Genomic DNA, 14,454 nt, shown 5'->3' with positions numbered 1-14,454 from the left:
CCATCTCCCCCGGTACTCTTTGCACCCCAAACCATTGAATTACCCACCTTAAAAAATGCACAAACCCCTGTTATTTTAGAGGTTCCTTCTCCTGAAACAAAAGCTGAAAAACCCTCAAACAGTTCTACAGAAAATTCTAATACTGATGAAGAGAATTATTTAGCTCAATTGAATAAACGTCCGCGCAGTATTGCCGCTACTCGTCAACAGGATACCACTTTATTTGATCAAATTCCGCAAGTGGCAGAAGTTAGAAACTATTTTCAAAATATTTGGTATCCGCCTAAAAACTTAAAACGCACATTACAATATAGTTTAACCCTTAATTCCGATGGTTCTTTGCAGAGTATTAACCCGGTGGGTCAACCTGCGGTTAATCGTCAAAAACAATTAGATTTCCCTGAAATTGGAAAACCGTTTGTGTCTCCTTTGGAGTCGGGAAAAACCCCTAAAATTCGGTTAGTTTTGCAGCCGGATGGAAGTGTTCAAGCATTTTTAGAATCGTTGAATTAGGGGTTTTATCATCGCCTGTTGTTAGGCTTCAGCCTATGTTTTTAGGGGCTAAAGCCCAACAACGAACTGTTTTCTTTTTTATTAACCTAGATGGAATTTATTTTTGTCTTTAGGAGAAATTCAGACTGTTAATAACCCCACAAAATAGACGTAACACGCTTGACAATATTAGCTGCCAAAAAGCCAAGACCCAATGCTTTTATATAATGATAAAAGTCACTCATTAAGCCTGGAGAAAAATGGGATAAAGTGTATCCAAAAAAGGCTAAGAAAACCACACTAAAAAACATACACAATAAACCGACGAAAAAATCCAACTTAAATCCAGCAAATATACCTATCAGGAAAAAGAAAACCATGAACCCGCTTTTCAATAAAGCAAGCATATCGTAAAAAGGCTGTAAAGTATTTGTATCCATATTTTGATTTTTTATTCAATGTTTACAGAATCATGCTAATGGGTTTTAAGCTGGAGTGTCAATATTGCAACTATAAACTTAGATCGAATATAATTAAAAGTTTGCCTTGGAATCAAGAAAAAACCCTAAAATTTGGTATCTAAGGTTTCTATAGCCGTAAAATATACAGCCCAGAATTCCTTTAACGTTATTTTATAAAATATCATTCCTGTGTTTCCCACAATTTCCCGGTTAATAAAATGTCTACATCCTGGGGAAACGGACAAATACTAGGAAATTCTGCATCATATTCGACCTGCATATTGTTCAATGCTTCCAGGTAACAATTAAAATAAATTTCCTGTAAATAATTGCTCAAACTCGGTGAATCTGCAAGAATATCTCTTAAATGGGATTGAGTTCTATTAATGGTGACTTCCCATCCTCGATAACAAGAGGATAATGGAATATAACACCGTTTCAAAGCGTCTTCAAATAATGTTGTTAACTGACTTTCTAATTCCCGTTTATCTCGCTTCCCCAAAGATTCGATCTCCTCAATTAAATTGTCCCAATCTAAATTTTCAATATTTCGAGATTTTAACTGATTAACTGTCTCTTCAATCCACAGTGCAAAATCAATATCATAAAGGGTTTTTAATGAAGTTTGGGTCATGATTATAACCTAAATTTTGATCACAATTTAATTTTAACGGAGTTGAAAAGCGATCGCCCATTGATTCATCTTGTCATACTGAGCGGAACAAAGTATCTTAGAGATATTCCTTTTCTTGTTGCTAGGTAGAACCTAGCAATACTTTAATCAGGCTCCGCCTGCTGTTAACAAGAGGCAGAGCCTCCTGAATAGAGTTCCCAGGTAGAACCAGGGAATCAGAAAAAACCGGGCAAAATCATTCACTCCATCCCAGTTATAATAAGTTGTCACTTGACAATTTAAACACAATAAACTATAATTTATACAAGCTCAAACTTTTATGTCTAGGAAAAAACATCCTAAACCAGATATTGAAGCAGCCTTAAAATATGCTGAACAAAATGGATGGCGTATTGAAGTGGGTGGATCTCATGCGTGGGGAAAAATTTACTGTCCTTATAATAACAAGGATTGTCGCTGTGGAGAATTTTGTATTGTCAGCGTTTGGAGTACCCCTAAAAATGCAGGCAATCATGCTAAACTAATTCGTCGTGTTATTGATAACTGCACCGTTCATCATCAAGCACAAGAGGAAGAGGAAGAGGAGAATTAAAAAATGCCAGAATATGATTTTATTTTAAACTTTAATCTTCCAGATACTCAAGTCAATCTCGATCATTATTTAGAGACTTTAGCAACAGAAGGTTGTGATGATGCCTTAATTGGAATTGGGAAAAAGGGAAGAATTGCTCTCAACTTTATCCGAGAATCTTCATCAGCAACAGAAGCGGTTTATAGTGCAATTCGGGATGTGAAACGGGCTATTCCCCAGGCAGTTTTGACTGAAGTTAGCCCTGATTTTGTGAGTTTAACCGAGGTTGCTAAATTGCTCGGATGTACGCGACAAAATATTCGGAATTTGATGATCAAGGATGAACTCAAATCTCCACAGCCTATCTATGGGGGAACTCCTTCAATCTGGCACTTATCCGATATATTGTACTGGTTATGTAATGAGAAAAATTACCGAAATAGAATTCAGCCGAATTTATTAGAATTATCGAAGGTTAATAAAGATTTGAATATTGCTAGGGAGTGGGAAACAGTTAATTCTGAAGAAAAGCAAAAAATGATTAAGTTTTTTAGCCAAAATTTGGCTTAATTGAGTATTTCTCATTGCTAGGTTCTACCTAACAGGGTTCCCTAGTAGAACCTAGGAAGTAAGCAAAAATGTCTAGCTACACAAAGCTTAAAAGTAATTTATCCGAACGTCTGAACTGCTATCAATAAAATAGCTTCGCCTGTTGTTGGGCTTCAGCCTATCTTTCTAGGGGCTAAAGCCCAACAACAAACTGTTTTCTTGTTTATTAACCCAGATGGAATTTATTTTTGTATTTATGAGAAATTCCTCCTGTTAATAACCCCACAAAATCGACTTAACCCACTTGACGATATTTCCGGTAAGAAAGCCAAGACCTAGTGCAATTATATAATGATAGCAATAACTCATTAAGCCAGGGTAAAAAGGCGATAAAGTGTATCCCAACGATATGAAGACAGCCACCATAAACAATGAACCTAAAAAGACTTTAAAGTCAAAGGCGGCAAATACACCGAGGGCTATCAAAAGGAAAATCAACCGGGATTTAAACAAGCCAAGCATATCAAATACAGGCTGAAAGGCATTTACGTCCATATTTTGATTTTTTATTCAATCTTACAACCTCATGCTAATTGATTCCAAACTAGACTGTCAATATTGCCCTTATGAGCCTAGATCGAGTATAATTTTATCTTTGCTTTGTTTAAAGCTAGAGATTAGTCGTTAGAATTGGATATCACAGAATTTTTTTGCTAATATTAGAGTTTGTGATTAAAAAGTATTAATACTGCGGAGGTGAAACATGGCAGTTTTACAATTAGAAGACGGAACAACCTATACCCAACTCGATGAAATTCAGCGAGAATTAGCGGATCTGAATATACACTTAAACCATTGGTCTGTGGGAACCGATGCTCAAGTCGTAGAATTAGTCAATCAACCTGTATTGAACAATGAAGAGAAAGAAATCGTTCTGCAAGGTTTAGATCAATATTTTGAAGAATTAAAGCAAACAGCAGGTTATCAGTCCCGTGATTTAATTGTTCTTAATCCTGATACCCCTAACTTAGAAACATTATTAGCCAAATTTGAACAGTGCCATATTCATGCTGATAATGAAGTGCGTTATATTATTGATGGGGAAGGAGTATTTGGCTTTATCCGTCCTGATGGTAGCCAAGTTGAATTAACTGTTGAAGCTGAAGAATATATTAACGTTCCTGCCAATACAGAACATTGGTTTTACTTAACAGAAACTCGACGGATTAAAGCCGTTCGTTATTTTACCACTACTGAAGGTTGGACTCCTGAATATACGGATACTGAAATCAGAATTTTTTCCAGAAGACCGAAAAAAACCTTAGCTTTGAATTAATTTGTACAGACGTTGAATTAATTTGTAGAGACGTTGTATACAACGTCTCTACTTCAATGATAATAATTGCTAGAATAGAAAACCATGACCATTGAAGTTGATTATTGTTTTCCTCCTAATATTGATGCGTTGCGTCAGGCGACAGTTATTGCTATTGGACAAACGGCTGGAACTTGGGATGAACGATTTAGCCATCGAGAAGATAGTTTACGATCGCATTTAGCCCAAGTTATTAATGTTAAAACCGATGAACAAGGTTATAATATTGCAACGGTTCAATTTCCTGAAATTAACGTTGAAAATGATATTGCTAGTTTGTTAACGATGATTTTTGGCAAATATTCTATGGCGGGAGTTGGTAAAATAGTTGGGGTTAGACTCGATAATAATTATGGTCGTGTTCCGAAATTTGGGATATCGGGAATTCGTCAACAATTAAACGTTTTTGATCGTCCTTTAATCATGGCAATCTTTAAGCCCGCATTAGGACTTTCAGCTTTAGATCATGCTGCTATTTTAGAACAAGTGGCAACAGCAGGATTAGATATTATTAAAGATGATGAAATTATGGGGGATTTAGAAACAGCCCCTACCCTGGAACGATTAAGAGCTTGTCGTCCCATTTTAGACCGTATTAAACAACAAACGGGGCGCACGGTTTTGTATGCGGTGAACGTCACCGGAAACGCCCAAACTCTATTAGAAAAAGCTCGAATTTTGGTTAAAGAAGGGGCAAATGCCCTATTATTAAATGTGCTCACCTACGGTTTTTCGGTCTTAGAAGCCCTTGCCGCCGATCCAGAGGTGAATGTTCCGATTTTTGCCCATCCTGCCTTGGCGGGGGCGTTATGTGCTTCTGGTGATACGGGTTTTTCCTATTCCGTTGTCCTCGGAACATTGATGGCCCATGCTGGGGCGGATGCGGTATTATATCCGGCCCATTATGGCAGTTTACCCTTTGATCCGGCTGAAGAAGGGAAAATTAGGGATATTTTGCGATCGCGGAACGTTTTTCCTGTCCCTTCTGCGGGAATTCACCCCGGAATTGTCCCTCAAGCGCTCAAGGATTATGGCCAAGATGTCATACTCAATGCGGGAACGGGAATTATGGATCATCCCGATGGCCCCTCTGCGGGGGTTCAAGCCTTCTTTCAAGCCTTGGATTATTATCAAGCTGATCAATCTTTCAATTGGGAAACCTTACCCGACAGTCCCCTACGTCGCGCCTTAGAAAAATTTAACCAATCATAATCCCTTATAGGGGCAGGTTGAAAACCCTATGATTTGATCAATAATAAAATACAGAACCCAACCCCTCCCTAAGTCAGGATAATTGATAAATTGTCCCGGCTGATAACTGATAACTGATAACTGATAACTGATTTCATGAACGATCCTCGTCAAGCTTTAATTCATGCGTCTCGTCAATTTTATCAACTCGGTTGGATGGCGGGAACGGCTGGAAATCTTTCGGCTAAAATGCCGGATAATAGTTTTTGGATTACCGCTAGTGGTAAACAAAAAGGTAAATTAGTTGCAGAAGATTTTGTCAGAATATCCTTAACGGGAGAAGTCTTAGAAAATCCCTCTCCTCAGAATAAACCTTCGGCAGAAACCAGTATTCATCAAGCGATTTATTCTTTATTTCCTGAAGCAAACGCTTGTTATCATGTTCATTCGGTAGAAGCCAAATTAGTATCGAATTTTATTGATCATGAACAATTGCCTTTACCGCCTATTGAGATGTTAAAAGGGTTAGGAATTTGGGAAGAGAACCCCAAAGTTTATATGCCTGTTTTTGAGAATTATTTAGAGGTTCCTCGCATTGCTGAAGCTATTATTCAACGGTTTAAACAAACAACCCCAGATGTGCCTGCATTGTTAATTAGAAATCATGGAGTAACGGTTTGGGCTTCTTCTCCAGAAGCCACAGAAAATCATGTTGAATTGGCTGAATATATCTTTCGTTATATTGTCGCAGCCCGTCAAGCTGGATTGAATTTTCAACATTGATTAATCTTAGGGGTTGAATTTGCGATCGCAATACATAAAAATAACCGGAATTTTCAATAAAATTTTTGCCCAGTTTGAAATGCCCAATTTTGGTTTCAAAGAAGCGGGTAAATCTGAAAATTCGACGGGGATAAACCCAAAACGAGTATAAAAATTAGCCAAGTTTTGTCCGACACATTCTAAATAGAGGGGTTTTGTAGATTCTTGAATTAAATGCTGAACTAAAATTGTCCCTAAACCTTTTCCTCGCCAAGCTCGACTAACCACCAAACTCCCCAATTCTTCAACATCCGTAAACTGTCGCAGTTGTCCACAAGCTATAATTTGTTTATGGGATTCTATCACCCAAAATTGTTGCCAACGCAATTGAGTGGGATCAAGCAGAGCTTTTAAGACTAACCACAGAATTGCTATTCTATCCTGTGGAGTTGCTGGACGTAAAACACAGCTATTCGGTAATTCAATATTGAGGGAATTTCGGTTAATTTTTTCAGATGTCATAGAGGATTTTATTATGTGTGGACGTTTTAGTTTAGTCTGTTCAAAAACAGCGATCGCTCAAACCTTTAATGTATCATCTGTTCCTGATTTTATCCCTCAATATAACATTGCTCCGGCTCAAAAAATTGCTACAATTAGATATAATTTAGAACAGCAAGAACAACAGTTTCAATTTATGCACTGGGGGTTAATTCCTCATTGGGCAAAGGATGAAAAAATTGGATACAAACTGATCAATGCTAGGGTAGAAACCGTTACGGAAAAACCGACATTTCGGCAAGCAATTCGTTCTCAACGATGTTTAATTTTAGCGGATGGATTTTATGAATGGCAACATCAAGGTAAAACCAAACAACCTTATTATTTTCAGTTAGAGAATCATCAACCCTTTGGATTTGCAGGATTATGGGAACGTTGGAACAATCCCAATAAAGAAGAAATTGTTTCTTGTACAATTTTAACCCAAGCTGCTAACGAAACCGTTCGTTCTGTTCATGAACGAATGCCGATTATTTTATCTCCTAGGGTTTATTCTCAATGGCTTGATCCCACTCTCAAGGATTCTGAAACTATTTTATCCTGGGTTCAACAAAATCCTGGCTTAAAGGTTTATCCGGTGAGTTCTAAAGTTAATCGTGCAACCTATAATCAACCGGATTGTATTTTACCCCTTGATGAAGCCGTTGAAATATTGTGATATTTCTGATTTTTATATCCCCGATTCTTTTAGTTTAATTAGACGTTGATTCCTCCTCAGCAGCCGTTCGTTGGGCGGTACTTTCCGGTCGCATTTGTACAAGGGGTTGATTAGGATTTTTCAGATCAAAATACATTATTTTGCTTTTATCTAATTTTTGAGGAACATTTCTCATCCGATCAATCACTCGTAACTGTTCAGGAAATTTAGAACTATAGGGGCCTAGATGAACTGTACCAATTTCTGTTTCCAGAATTAAATTATTGGGATCTTCCCAATTGATTTGCTGAATTTTCACAGGACTGCGAATTAGAGCTTGATAAACGGGCAACCAGTAGGGATGATATTGGTTAATATTTCCAATTACTTTCAAACTTGGTAATTGTTTCGATTTTTCTAATTCTGTATAGTTCTCCAACGGCATCCAATCCCCGGTCGCATCTAACCATCCAATTTGCTGATTATTTCTATTATCAGAAATGTTTGAGGTGGGATAAGCAACTGCAACAGGTTGTCGTTCTTGAATATTAATCATTAAACTCGGAGGAAATAACTGACGAGTCACATTAGCTGAGGCAATTTGTCCCCGTGATTCTAGGCTTTCTGCTAAGGCTTGGGGTTGAATTTTCCACAGGGATTCGGGATAGGATAGGGGCAATAAAGAGCGAACCATTTGATCCGATAACAGTTGATTTCCTTCAACTTTGATTTGTTCGGGTTGGCGAATAAACCAGATGGGTTGATTAATCAGCCAAAATAAACCTCCGGTCAAACTACTGACCGCCATAACTTGCCAAAGCACTTGAACTAATTTAATCCGCCGTTGACGTCGTAACTGCTGACGCCGACGTCCTAATTCATTCGTTGAAACAGATCCCAGATTGGTCATTGCTTGTCACCCATTTGCCAGGATTTCCACCTCACCACTCGTTTTTGATTCCCCATCATTTCAAGGTTTCGCAGATAATTTAACATATTCGCTCTGGCTCTGTCTGTGATCGGTTGGAGTTTAGCGATCGCTCTCTACCATTAGATTACAGGCCAATTTTCCGTATTAACTTGATTGTAATGTATTCTTAATCCTTATTTTATCTGTATTTTCACGCAGGAAATTATGATAAACCTTTCTGTATGTAACTGTCCCCTGTCCCCCCCGATGAGTGATCCCCCTCATCCTAAAACTGGCTTGCTGTCGGTAAACTAAGAGTAAGAGTTGACCGTTAAATTGATACAGAGGTTAAGAGTCTAATTGTGATTGAGCTTGATTTAAGTAGATTCTATAAAGCGTGTAATCCCAGTAAGACCATTGACATGGCAAACCCGGAAGATCGAAAATATTACATCGATTTTTCATCTGTCCGAGGGAGTGATATCATCCGAGAATTGAGCCGAACTATTACTTTACTCTCCCATGATGAACCCACCTGTCAATTGTTTAGTGGTCATATAGGATGTGGGAAATCAACAGAATTATTTCGTCTTAAAGATTTGTTAGAGCGTCAGGACTATCATGTCGTTTATTTTGAATCTTCTCAAAATCTCGATATGGCAGATGTGGATATTAGCGATATTTTATTAATGATTGCTCGTCAGGTAAGTGAAAGTTTAGAAGCGGCTCAAATTCGTCTGAAACCGGGATATTTTGCTAACTTATTTACAGAAATTTCTGAGTTGATGCAAACGCCAATTCAACTATCTGGGGAGGCTGAATTATCCGTTGGAATTGCTAAAATTACGGCTAAAACTAAAGATTCTCCAAAATTACGATCTCAGTTACGGCAATATTTAGAACCGCGCACCAGTAGTATTTTAGACGCGATTAATGATGAAATTTTAGGACGAGCTAATAGTGCGTTACAAGGGAAAGGAAAAAAAGGAATTGTCGTTATTGTAGATAATTTAGATCGGATTGATAGTTCTCCTAAACCTTGGGGAAGAACTCAACCGGAATATTTATTTGTAGATCGAGGTGAACAACTCAAACGTCTCAATTGTCATGTGGTTTTTACCATTCCCCTAACCTTAATGTTTTCTAATGATTATGATCGGCTTTCCAGTCGGTTTGGAGTCAAACCTAAAGTGTTACCGATGGTTCCAGTCCGTCTTCGGGATGGGGTGCAGAATCCCAATGGCATGATAAAATTACAACAAATGGTTCTAGCACGAGCCTTTCCTGATCTGCCACAGGAAAGTCGTTTATCTCAGATTTCTGTTTTATTTGATAGTCCTGAAACCCTAGAGCGATTATGTTGGATTAGTGGGGGTCATATTCGACGTTTATTAATGTTGATGTACAGTTGTTTACAACAAGAAGATCCCCCTTTTACCCGTTCTTGTTTAGAGCAAGTTATTCAAGAATATCGAGATGATCTTTTAGGCGCAATTAACCATGAAGAATGGGAATTATTGTTAAGAGTGGTGAAAACTCAAAAGGTAACGGGAGAAGATGAATGTCAAACTTTACTGCGGAGTATGTTTGTTTTTGAATATCGGGATCAAGACGGTCGCTGGTTTGGGATTAATCCTGCTTTAACTGAAAGTAGTCAATACAAATCCTTTGTAAATTCCCTCAGTAAAACGGCTTAAAATATGACTGTAGGAGAGGTAAAATCCTCCCTAATATCGTCTTTTTTGCTAACAATCAGATGTAAAAAAACAAATAATTAATATCAATAGCTATTATTCTTTAAGTTTAAATTAAGGAATGATAGCTATTGATTTAGAGAAGATTAGGGAAAATTCTGATCATTATATTCCATCCTTCAATTGGGTCTATAGATACACTCCAAAAGCCCACGTAGAGACGTGCCATGGCACGTCTCTACAGGATATGGATGCGTAGCAAAGATTGAAGGATGGAATATTAGATCTCCTTTGACATAACTTGTTCTAAATGTAGAAGTATTACTCCTGTTCCCTGTTCCCTTTGTTTCGGATACAAATTAAGTTGGGATTGCTATGATGATTAAATGAGTTCCAGAAGCAAAATTTTAAATATGGCTAAAATCGGTTTACGAGGACGCTTATTTTTATCCCATCTATTAGTGATGTTAATTGGGGTAACATCCTTAGTGATTATTGGAAAAATATCTTCTCCTCGGTTTTTTGTCAGTAATTTAGAGCAACTTGAAGGCCCAGGATTTCGATTACAATATATTCGTACTCGTCTAATAGAAGGCTTTGAAATTGCTTGGAACCGCAGCACCTTTTGGTCAGTTTTAGCGGGAACAACTGCCGCCGTAGGGCTGAGTTATTGGTTAACCCAACGCATTACTAAACCCCTCACCCAAATGGAAGAAATTACTCAGAAATTTGCCTCTGGAGAATGGTCAGAACGAATGTCTTTCAGCGATATTCCTGAGTTAAATCAATTAGCGCTGAGTTTTAATAAAATGGCTGCTAGTTTACAAAATGTTGAGAAAGAACGAAGAGAATTAATTAGTGATTTAACCCATGAATTAAGAACTCCGTTAACCGTTGTTAGGGGATATTTGGAAGAAATAGCTGATGGTCATATTGAACCTTCTCCCGTCATTTATCAACAATTAGCGAAAGAAACTAAACGCTTAGAACGATTAGTCAATGATTTACAAGAGCTTTCAAAAGTTGAATCCGGCTATTTACCCATTCATCAAAAACCCGTTAATTTATATCCTTTATTAGTATCTTTAGTTCAACGTTTTTCTGATCAACTCTTAGAAGAAGGGCCGACTCTTCAGTTAGATTCTAAACCTGATTCGCCGCTAGTATTAGCAGATGTAGACCGAACTGAACAAATTTTAGTTAATTTATTAGGCAATGCAATTCGTTATACTGAAACGGGAACCATTCTGGTTAAAACAGGTAATGATTTAAACTTTTTCTGGGTTGCTGTTATGGACACCGGAATTGGTATTGCTCCAGAAGATTTACCCCATGTTTTTGAACGATTTTGGCGGGCTGATCGCTCTCGTTCTCGACATTCAGGAGGAACGGGAATTGGGTTAGCAATTACTCGCCGTTTGGTAGAATTACAAGGGGGAAAAATTTTCGTTTCCAGTCGTTTAGGGGAAGGCAGTACCTTTCAATTTTCACTTCCCTTAGCTAAATAATTTTTCGATAAAGCGGGGTTTATTTTTTCCCAATTAACCAATAGGTTCGCATTTCACCTTTCCCTTTAATTAAAATCATCCCTCGTTCTTCAAATAAATAGTTTGCTTGAAGTTTTTGATAGGTGGTTTGACTGACTTGAATTTGTCCTGATAAACCATGAGATTCCATGCGGGAGGCAATATTAACGGCATCTCCCCATAAATCATAACTAAATTTTTTTAATCCAATTACTCCAGCAACAACGGGCCCTGTATTAATCCCAATTCTAAGGTTTAATAATTGATTATCTTGTTGGCGAAATTTTTGAATAATAGATTGCATTTCTAACGCCATATCTGCGATCGCTTCTGCATGGTCAGGTCTGGGTATTGGAATACCCCCAACAACCATATAAGCATCACCAATGGTTTTAATTTTCTCTAAGTTGTATTTATCCGCAAGCCGATCAAATTCTGAAAAAATTTCGTTCAAAAACGTTACTATTTGTGTGGGAGAACGGCGAGAAGCCAGTCCGGTAAAATCCGTTAAGTCTGCAAATAAAATCGTTGTTTCTTCAAATCGATCCGCAATACAACCTCGATTTTGTTTGAGTTTTTCAGCGATCGCAAAGGGTAAAATATTGAGTAATAATTGCTCAGATTTATCTTTTTCTAACCGCAGATCCACTTCTGCCCGATTCCGTTCTAGGGTGGCTTGATAAATTTGGTTAAATATGGTTTTAAAGGTATCAATTACATCACCTAGTTCATCGTTTCTTTGAATTAATTGGGAATAAAATTGAGGTGCTGGCTTGTTGTTAACAATCGCTTTTCCCGCTTCAATTAAATCTAACCGCAGTTTCAAAATTGGGACAATAACCGTTTTTCCTAAAACAAATAAAGTCGTTGAGGTGACAAAAATAGAAATAATTAAAACCAACCCAGCAATTCTTAAAATATAAGCATAAATATCAGCATAAATACTAGAAGCATCATGGCGAATAATCACCAGATATTTATTTTTGAGCACAAGCGTATTACAAGCTACATCATAGCGATCTCCCTGATTTTGACGCAAATATAAGCTTTTTCCTTGTATGGCTTGTGAAAAACTTATAGCGGGAGCCTCACCAAATTGACCAATTAACTTTCCGGTTTTGCTATAAACAGCACCGCCTAAAATTTCAGGATTCAAATGATGTAAATGACTTAATTGTTGCAAGAGTTCAGCATCAGAATTATAAGGATAAGTTTCAATCATCCAAGCGATTTTGCTAGAAGATATTGTAGGTAATTGTTGTAATAGTTCGTTTTGACGTTGATAAACTGAAGGAATTAAAATGATAACCTCAACAAAAATTAAGCTGGAAAATACCCAGATTGCAATTGATCGAGAAAGACGAGCATTCAAAAGTTTAAAAAATAATTTCAGTTGTTTTGACATGAAGTGTGATTGCTCCTCTAAATATCTATTTTTTTTGTCAAAATCCCCATCGATAAGTTCTGGTAAATTCATTTTTTTTGTTCAAGTTTACGATTATTATCAACAATATTTTTGTTTCTTTTTCCCCAATTTGATCTATAATTAATCAATCGATTCAAAATTTCACAATCCACAGGCTCTTTCTTAAAATGTTACTATCTGAAAACCTCACACCCTGGAAGCCTGATCCAATTTTAAGACGGATTTAGTTAAAATCAAGATAATTTAACTGGAAATAATCTGTCAGCATCAATCTATAGCAGTGGCTGAAAGCGAGTGATTGACATAGACTCACACAGTAAACCTAGACGGTGAACTGTTAAACTGTTCCCAGTTAAGCTTTTCCTGGCTATTAATGAGGTTAATCGATGACAATGGAGCCAAATTCATCCTCATCTCATTCCCAAGGGGTTCAGGAGAACCCTGAAAGCCTTAATGGTGGGGTGCTTCAACCACACGATCCCCCCCCAACGGAGGAAATACAACTGAATTCTGGGGAATCTTGGGAGATCGAAACCCGAAACTCAGTTTTAGAGGATCATCCAAGTCATTTCTCAGGTTCAGTCCTGGTGTTATCAGCAATGGCTTTGATGATTTTAGGACTAGGAATTGATAATATTACTTTGGGATATGTCAGCGCCGTGGCAACATTGGCGATTTCCCTACGCTTACTCTGGTCAGGTTGGGGTAAAGTTTGGACAACTTTAATTCCAGCAAGCTGGCGGAGTTTAATTATTGCTTGTTTTGGGATTTTAGGCTCTCTAATTGGGTTAGTTATTTTTAGTAATGCTAACACTGAAAATGAAGTTAGTAATATTACAATTAATTGGGATGCGATTGGTGCTTTAGGGGATTTAGGAGGAGCATTAGGGCAAATTTTAATTGCGATTCTGGCCGTTTATGTAGCTTGGCGACAGTATATTATTTCCAGAGATTTAACGATTCAACAAAACCGAATTACGCAACAACAAACCATTGATGCTTATTTTCAGGGAGTCTCAGATTTAGCATTAGGAGAACAGGGATTATTAGAAGATTGGCCCCAAGAACGAGTGATTGCAGAAGGACGAACCTCTGCTATTATTAAAAGTGTAGATGCAGAAGGAAAAGCTAAAATTCTGCGGTTTTTATCCCAAGCCAAATTAATTACTCCGTTACAACGCGATCGCCATCTCGGACGTCCGATGTTAGATGGAAATGGCAATTATGCAGAAGATCGAGATCATGGGGTGCGAGTGATTGATTTAGGGGCGATGTTAGCGGGTGCAGATTTATCCCAAACCGACCTCCGACGCACGGATCTCAGTGATGCGAATTTAGTCAAAGCTAATTTAACGGGATGTGATTTAGTTCGCACTAATTTAGCGAGATCTATTCTCTATGAAGCCAATTTATCTTATACAAATTTGCGTGCTGTCAGATTTTTTTATGGTTCTCCAGAAACAGCTTCTCCTCGCAGTAAAACATTAATTCCTAATTTTACTACGGGAGAACATACAGGGGCTGTGGTTGAAAATGCCGATTTTACTGGAGTCGAGAATTTATCAGAAGAAAGTCGCTATTATTGTTGTGCCTGGTGTGGTTCTAAATCTCGAAAAACCATCCCCGGAGGTTGCGAAGGAATTCCCAATAAATTAGACCGATAAA

15 protein-coding genes and 1 pseudogene are annotated in these 14,454 nt (G+C 37.7%); 10 read left to right on the top strand and 6 right to left on the bottom strand.

The features are described 5' to 3' along the window. Positions 1–513, top strand: a pseudogene (locus IQ236_RS21450) (DUF4335 domain-containing protein); the annotation flags it as partial. Positions 514–641: 128 nt separating this feature from the next. On the opposite strand, the gene IQ236_RS21445 reads toward IQ236_RS21450, so the two are convergent. After that, entirely contained in the window at positions 642–932 is a 291-nt protein-coding gene (locus IQ236_RS21445) for a hypothetical protein (RefSeq protein WP_193871159.1), read from the bottom strand. 202 nt (positions 933–1,134) lie between these two features. Continuing rightward, positions 1,135–1,587 carry a DUF29 domain-containing protein gene (locus tag IQ236_RS21440; RefSeq protein WP_193871158.1) on the bottom strand — a complete coding sequence of 151 codons (453 nt, stop codon included), beginning with the start codon at positions 1,585–1,587 and terminating at the stop codon, positions 1,135–1,137. 319 nt (positions 1,588–1,906) lie between these two features. Here IQ236_RS21440 and IQ236_RS21435 point away from each other — a divergent pair, with 319 nt between their 5' ends. Beyond that, a complete protein-coding gene (locus IQ236_RS21435; RefSeq protein WP_193871157.1) occupies positions 1,907–2,179 on the top strand; it encodes a hypothetical protein in 273 nt (90 codons plus the stop codon). Positions 2,180–2,182: 3 nt separating this feature from the next. Continuing rightward, positions 2,183–2,728, top strand: a complete 546-nt coding sequence (locus IQ236_RS21430; RefSeq protein ID WP_193871156.1) for a helix-turn-helix transcriptional regulator — start codon at positions 2,183–2,185, stop codon at positions 2,726–2,728. A gap of 252 nt (positions 2,729–2,980) precedes the next feature. On the opposite strand, the gene IQ236_RS21425 is transcribed toward IQ236_RS21430, so the two are convergent. After that, positions 2,981–3,262: a hypothetical protein gene (locus IQ236_RS21425; RefSeq protein WP_193871155.1), complete on the bottom strand. Its 282-nt coding sequence runs from the start codon at positions 3,260–3,262 to the stop codon at positions 2,981–2,983. 208 nt (positions 3,263–3,470) lie between these two features. Here IQ236_RS21425 and IQ236_RS21420 point away from each other — a divergent pair, with 208 nt between their 5' ends. The 3 genes from IQ236_RS21420 to mtnB all read left to right on the top strand — a co-directional run bounded on the left by IQ236_RS21420 (position 3,471) and on the right by mtnB (position 6,056). Then, on the top strand, positions 3,471–4,043 hold the full coding sequence (locus IQ236_RS21420; protein WP_193871154.1) for a 1,2-dihydroxy-3-keto-5-methylthiopentene dioxygenase: 573 nt from the start codon (positions 3,471–3,473) through the stop codon (positions 4,041–4,043). Positions 4,044–4,127: 84 nt separating this feature from the next. Further along, positions 4,128–5,294 carry a RuBisCO large subunit C-terminal-like domain-containing protein gene (locus tag IQ236_RS21415; RefSeq protein WP_193871153.1) on the top strand — a complete coding sequence of 389 codons (1,167 nt, stop codon included), beginning with the start codon at positions 4,128–4,130 and terminating at the stop codon, positions 5,292–5,294. 135 nt (positions 5,295–5,429) lie between these two features. Beyond that, positions 5,430–6,056, top strand: coding sequence for a methylthioribulose 1-phosphate dehydratase (mtnB, locus tag IQ236_RS21410; protein ID WP_193871152.1), 627 nt, complete (start codon positions 5,430–5,432; stop codon positions 6,054–6,056). Between the two features lie 6 nt (positions 6,057–6,062). Here mtnB and IQ236_RS21405 read toward each other — a convergent pair whose 3' ends face one another. Beyond that, a complete protein-coding gene (locus tag IQ236_RS21405; RefSeq protein ID WP_193871151.1) occupies positions 6,063–6,557 on the bottom strand; it encodes a GNAT family N-acetyltransferase in 495 nt (164 codons plus the stop codon). 13 nt (positions 6,558–6,570) lie between these two features. Here IQ236_RS21405 and IQ236_RS21400 point away from each other — a divergent pair, with 13 nt between their 5' ends. Beyond that, a complete protein-coding gene (locus IQ236_RS21400) occupies positions 6,571–7,254 on the top strand; it encodes an SOS response-associated peptidase (RefSeq protein WP_193871150.1) in 684 nt (227 codons plus the stop codon). 34 nt (positions 7,255–7,288) lie between these two features. Here the strand turns inward: IQ236_RS21400 and IQ236_RS21395 are convergent, their stop codons facing one another. Then, positions 7,289–8,143, bottom strand: coding sequence for a cell division protein FtsQ/DivIB (locus IQ236_RS21395; protein WP_193871149.1), 855 nt, complete (start codon positions 8,141–8,143; stop codon positions 7,289–7,291). Positions 8,144–8,505: 362 nt separating this feature from the next. Here IQ236_RS21395 and IQ236_RS21390 point away from each other — a divergent pair, with 362 nt between their 5' ends. Further along, entirely contained in the window at positions 8,506–9,840 is a 1,335-nt protein-coding gene (locus IQ236_RS21390) for an AAA family ATPase (RefSeq protein WP_322744296.1), read from the top strand. A 410-nt stretch (positions 9,841–10,250) separates the two neighbouring features. Further along, positions 10,251–11,345 (top strand): sensor histidine kinase, encoded by a 1,095-nt coding sequence (locus tag IQ236_RS21385; RefSeq protein WP_193871161.1) that lies wholly within the window; start codon positions 10,251–10,253, stop codon positions 11,343–11,345. Between the two features lie 19 nt (positions 11,346–11,364). Here IQ236_RS21385 and IQ236_RS21380 read toward each other — a convergent pair whose 3' ends face one another. Then, positions 11,365–12,768 (bottom strand): adenylate/guanylate cyclase domain-containing protein, encoded by a 1,404-nt coding sequence (locus tag IQ236_RS21380; protein ID WP_193871148.1) that lies wholly within the window; start codon positions 12,766–12,768, stop codon positions 11,365–11,367. A gap of 407 nt (positions 12,769–13,175) precedes the next feature. Between IQ236_RS21380 and IQ236_RS21375 the strand changes: the two genes are divergently transcribed. After that, on the top strand, positions 13,176–14,453 hold the full coding sequence (locus IQ236_RS21375; RefSeq protein WP_193871147.1) for a pentapeptide repeat-containing protein: 1,278 nt from the start codon (positions 13,176–13,178) through the stop codon (positions 14,451–14,453). The last annotated feature ends 1 nt before the right edge of the window (position 14,454 follow it).

The organism is Planktothrix mougeotii LEGE 06226, from assembly GCF_015207485.1.
Classification (GTDB): domain Bacteria; phylum Cyanobacteriota; class Cyanobacteriia; order Cyanobacteriales; family Microcoleaceae; genus Planktothrix.
Note: the sequence above shows the minus strand (reverse complement) of the source record. Positions and strands in the feature narration are given on the sequence as shown.

Coding starts and splice junctions, on each gene's coding strand:
- IQ236_RS21445 (WP_193871159.1), bottom strand. CDS start 932: ATGGATACAAATACTTTACAGCCTTTTTACGATATGCTTGCTTTATTG.
- IQ236_RS21440 (WP_193871158.1), bottom strand. CDS start 1,587: ATGACCCAAACTTCATTAAAAACCCTTTATGATATTGATTTTGCACTG.
- IQ236_RS21435 (WP_193871157.1), top strand. CDS start 1,907: ATGTCTAGGAAAAAACATCCTAAACCAGATATTGAAGCAGCCTTAAAA.
- IQ236_RS21430 (WP_193871156.1), top strand. CDS start 2,183: ATGCCAGAATATGATTTTATTTTAAACTTTAATCTTCCAGATACTCAA.
- IQ236_RS21425 (WP_193871155.1), bottom strand. CDS start 3,262: ATGGACGTAAATGCCTTTCAGCCTGTATTTGATATGCTTGGCTTGTTT.
- IQ236_RS21420 (WP_193871154.1), top strand. CDS start 3,471: ATGGCAGTTTTACAATTAGAAGACGGAACAACCTATACCCAACTCGAT.
- IQ236_RS21415 (WP_193871153.1), top strand. CDS start 4,128: ATGACCATTGAAGTTGATTATTGTTTTCCTCCTAATATTGATGCGTTG.
- mtnB (WP_193871152.1), top strand. CDS start 5,430: ATGAACGATCCTCGTCAAGCTTTAATTCATGCGTCTCGTCAATTTTAT.
- IQ236_RS21405 (WP_193871151.1), bottom strand. CDS start 6,557: ATGACATCTGAAAAAATTAACCGAAATTCCCTCAATATTGAATTACCG.
- IQ236_RS21400 (WP_193871150.1), top strand. CDS start 6,571: ATGTGTGGACGTTTTAGTTTAGTCTGTTCAAAAACAGCGATCGCTCAA.
- IQ236_RS21395 (WP_193871149.1), bottom strand. CDS start 8,143: ATGACCAATCTGGGATCTGTTTCAACGAATGAATTAGGACGTCGGCGT.
- IQ236_RS21385 (WP_193871161.1), top strand. CDS start 10,251: ATGGCTAAAATCGGTTTACGAGGACGCTTATTTTTATCCCATCTATTA.
- IQ236_RS21380 (WP_193871148.1), bottom strand. CDS start 12,768: ATGTCAAAACAACTGAAATTATTTTTTAAACTTTTGAATGCTCGTCTT.
- IQ236_RS21375 (WP_193871147.1), top strand. CDS start 13,176: ATGACAATGGAGCCAAATTCATCCTCATCTCATTCCCAAGGGGTTCAG.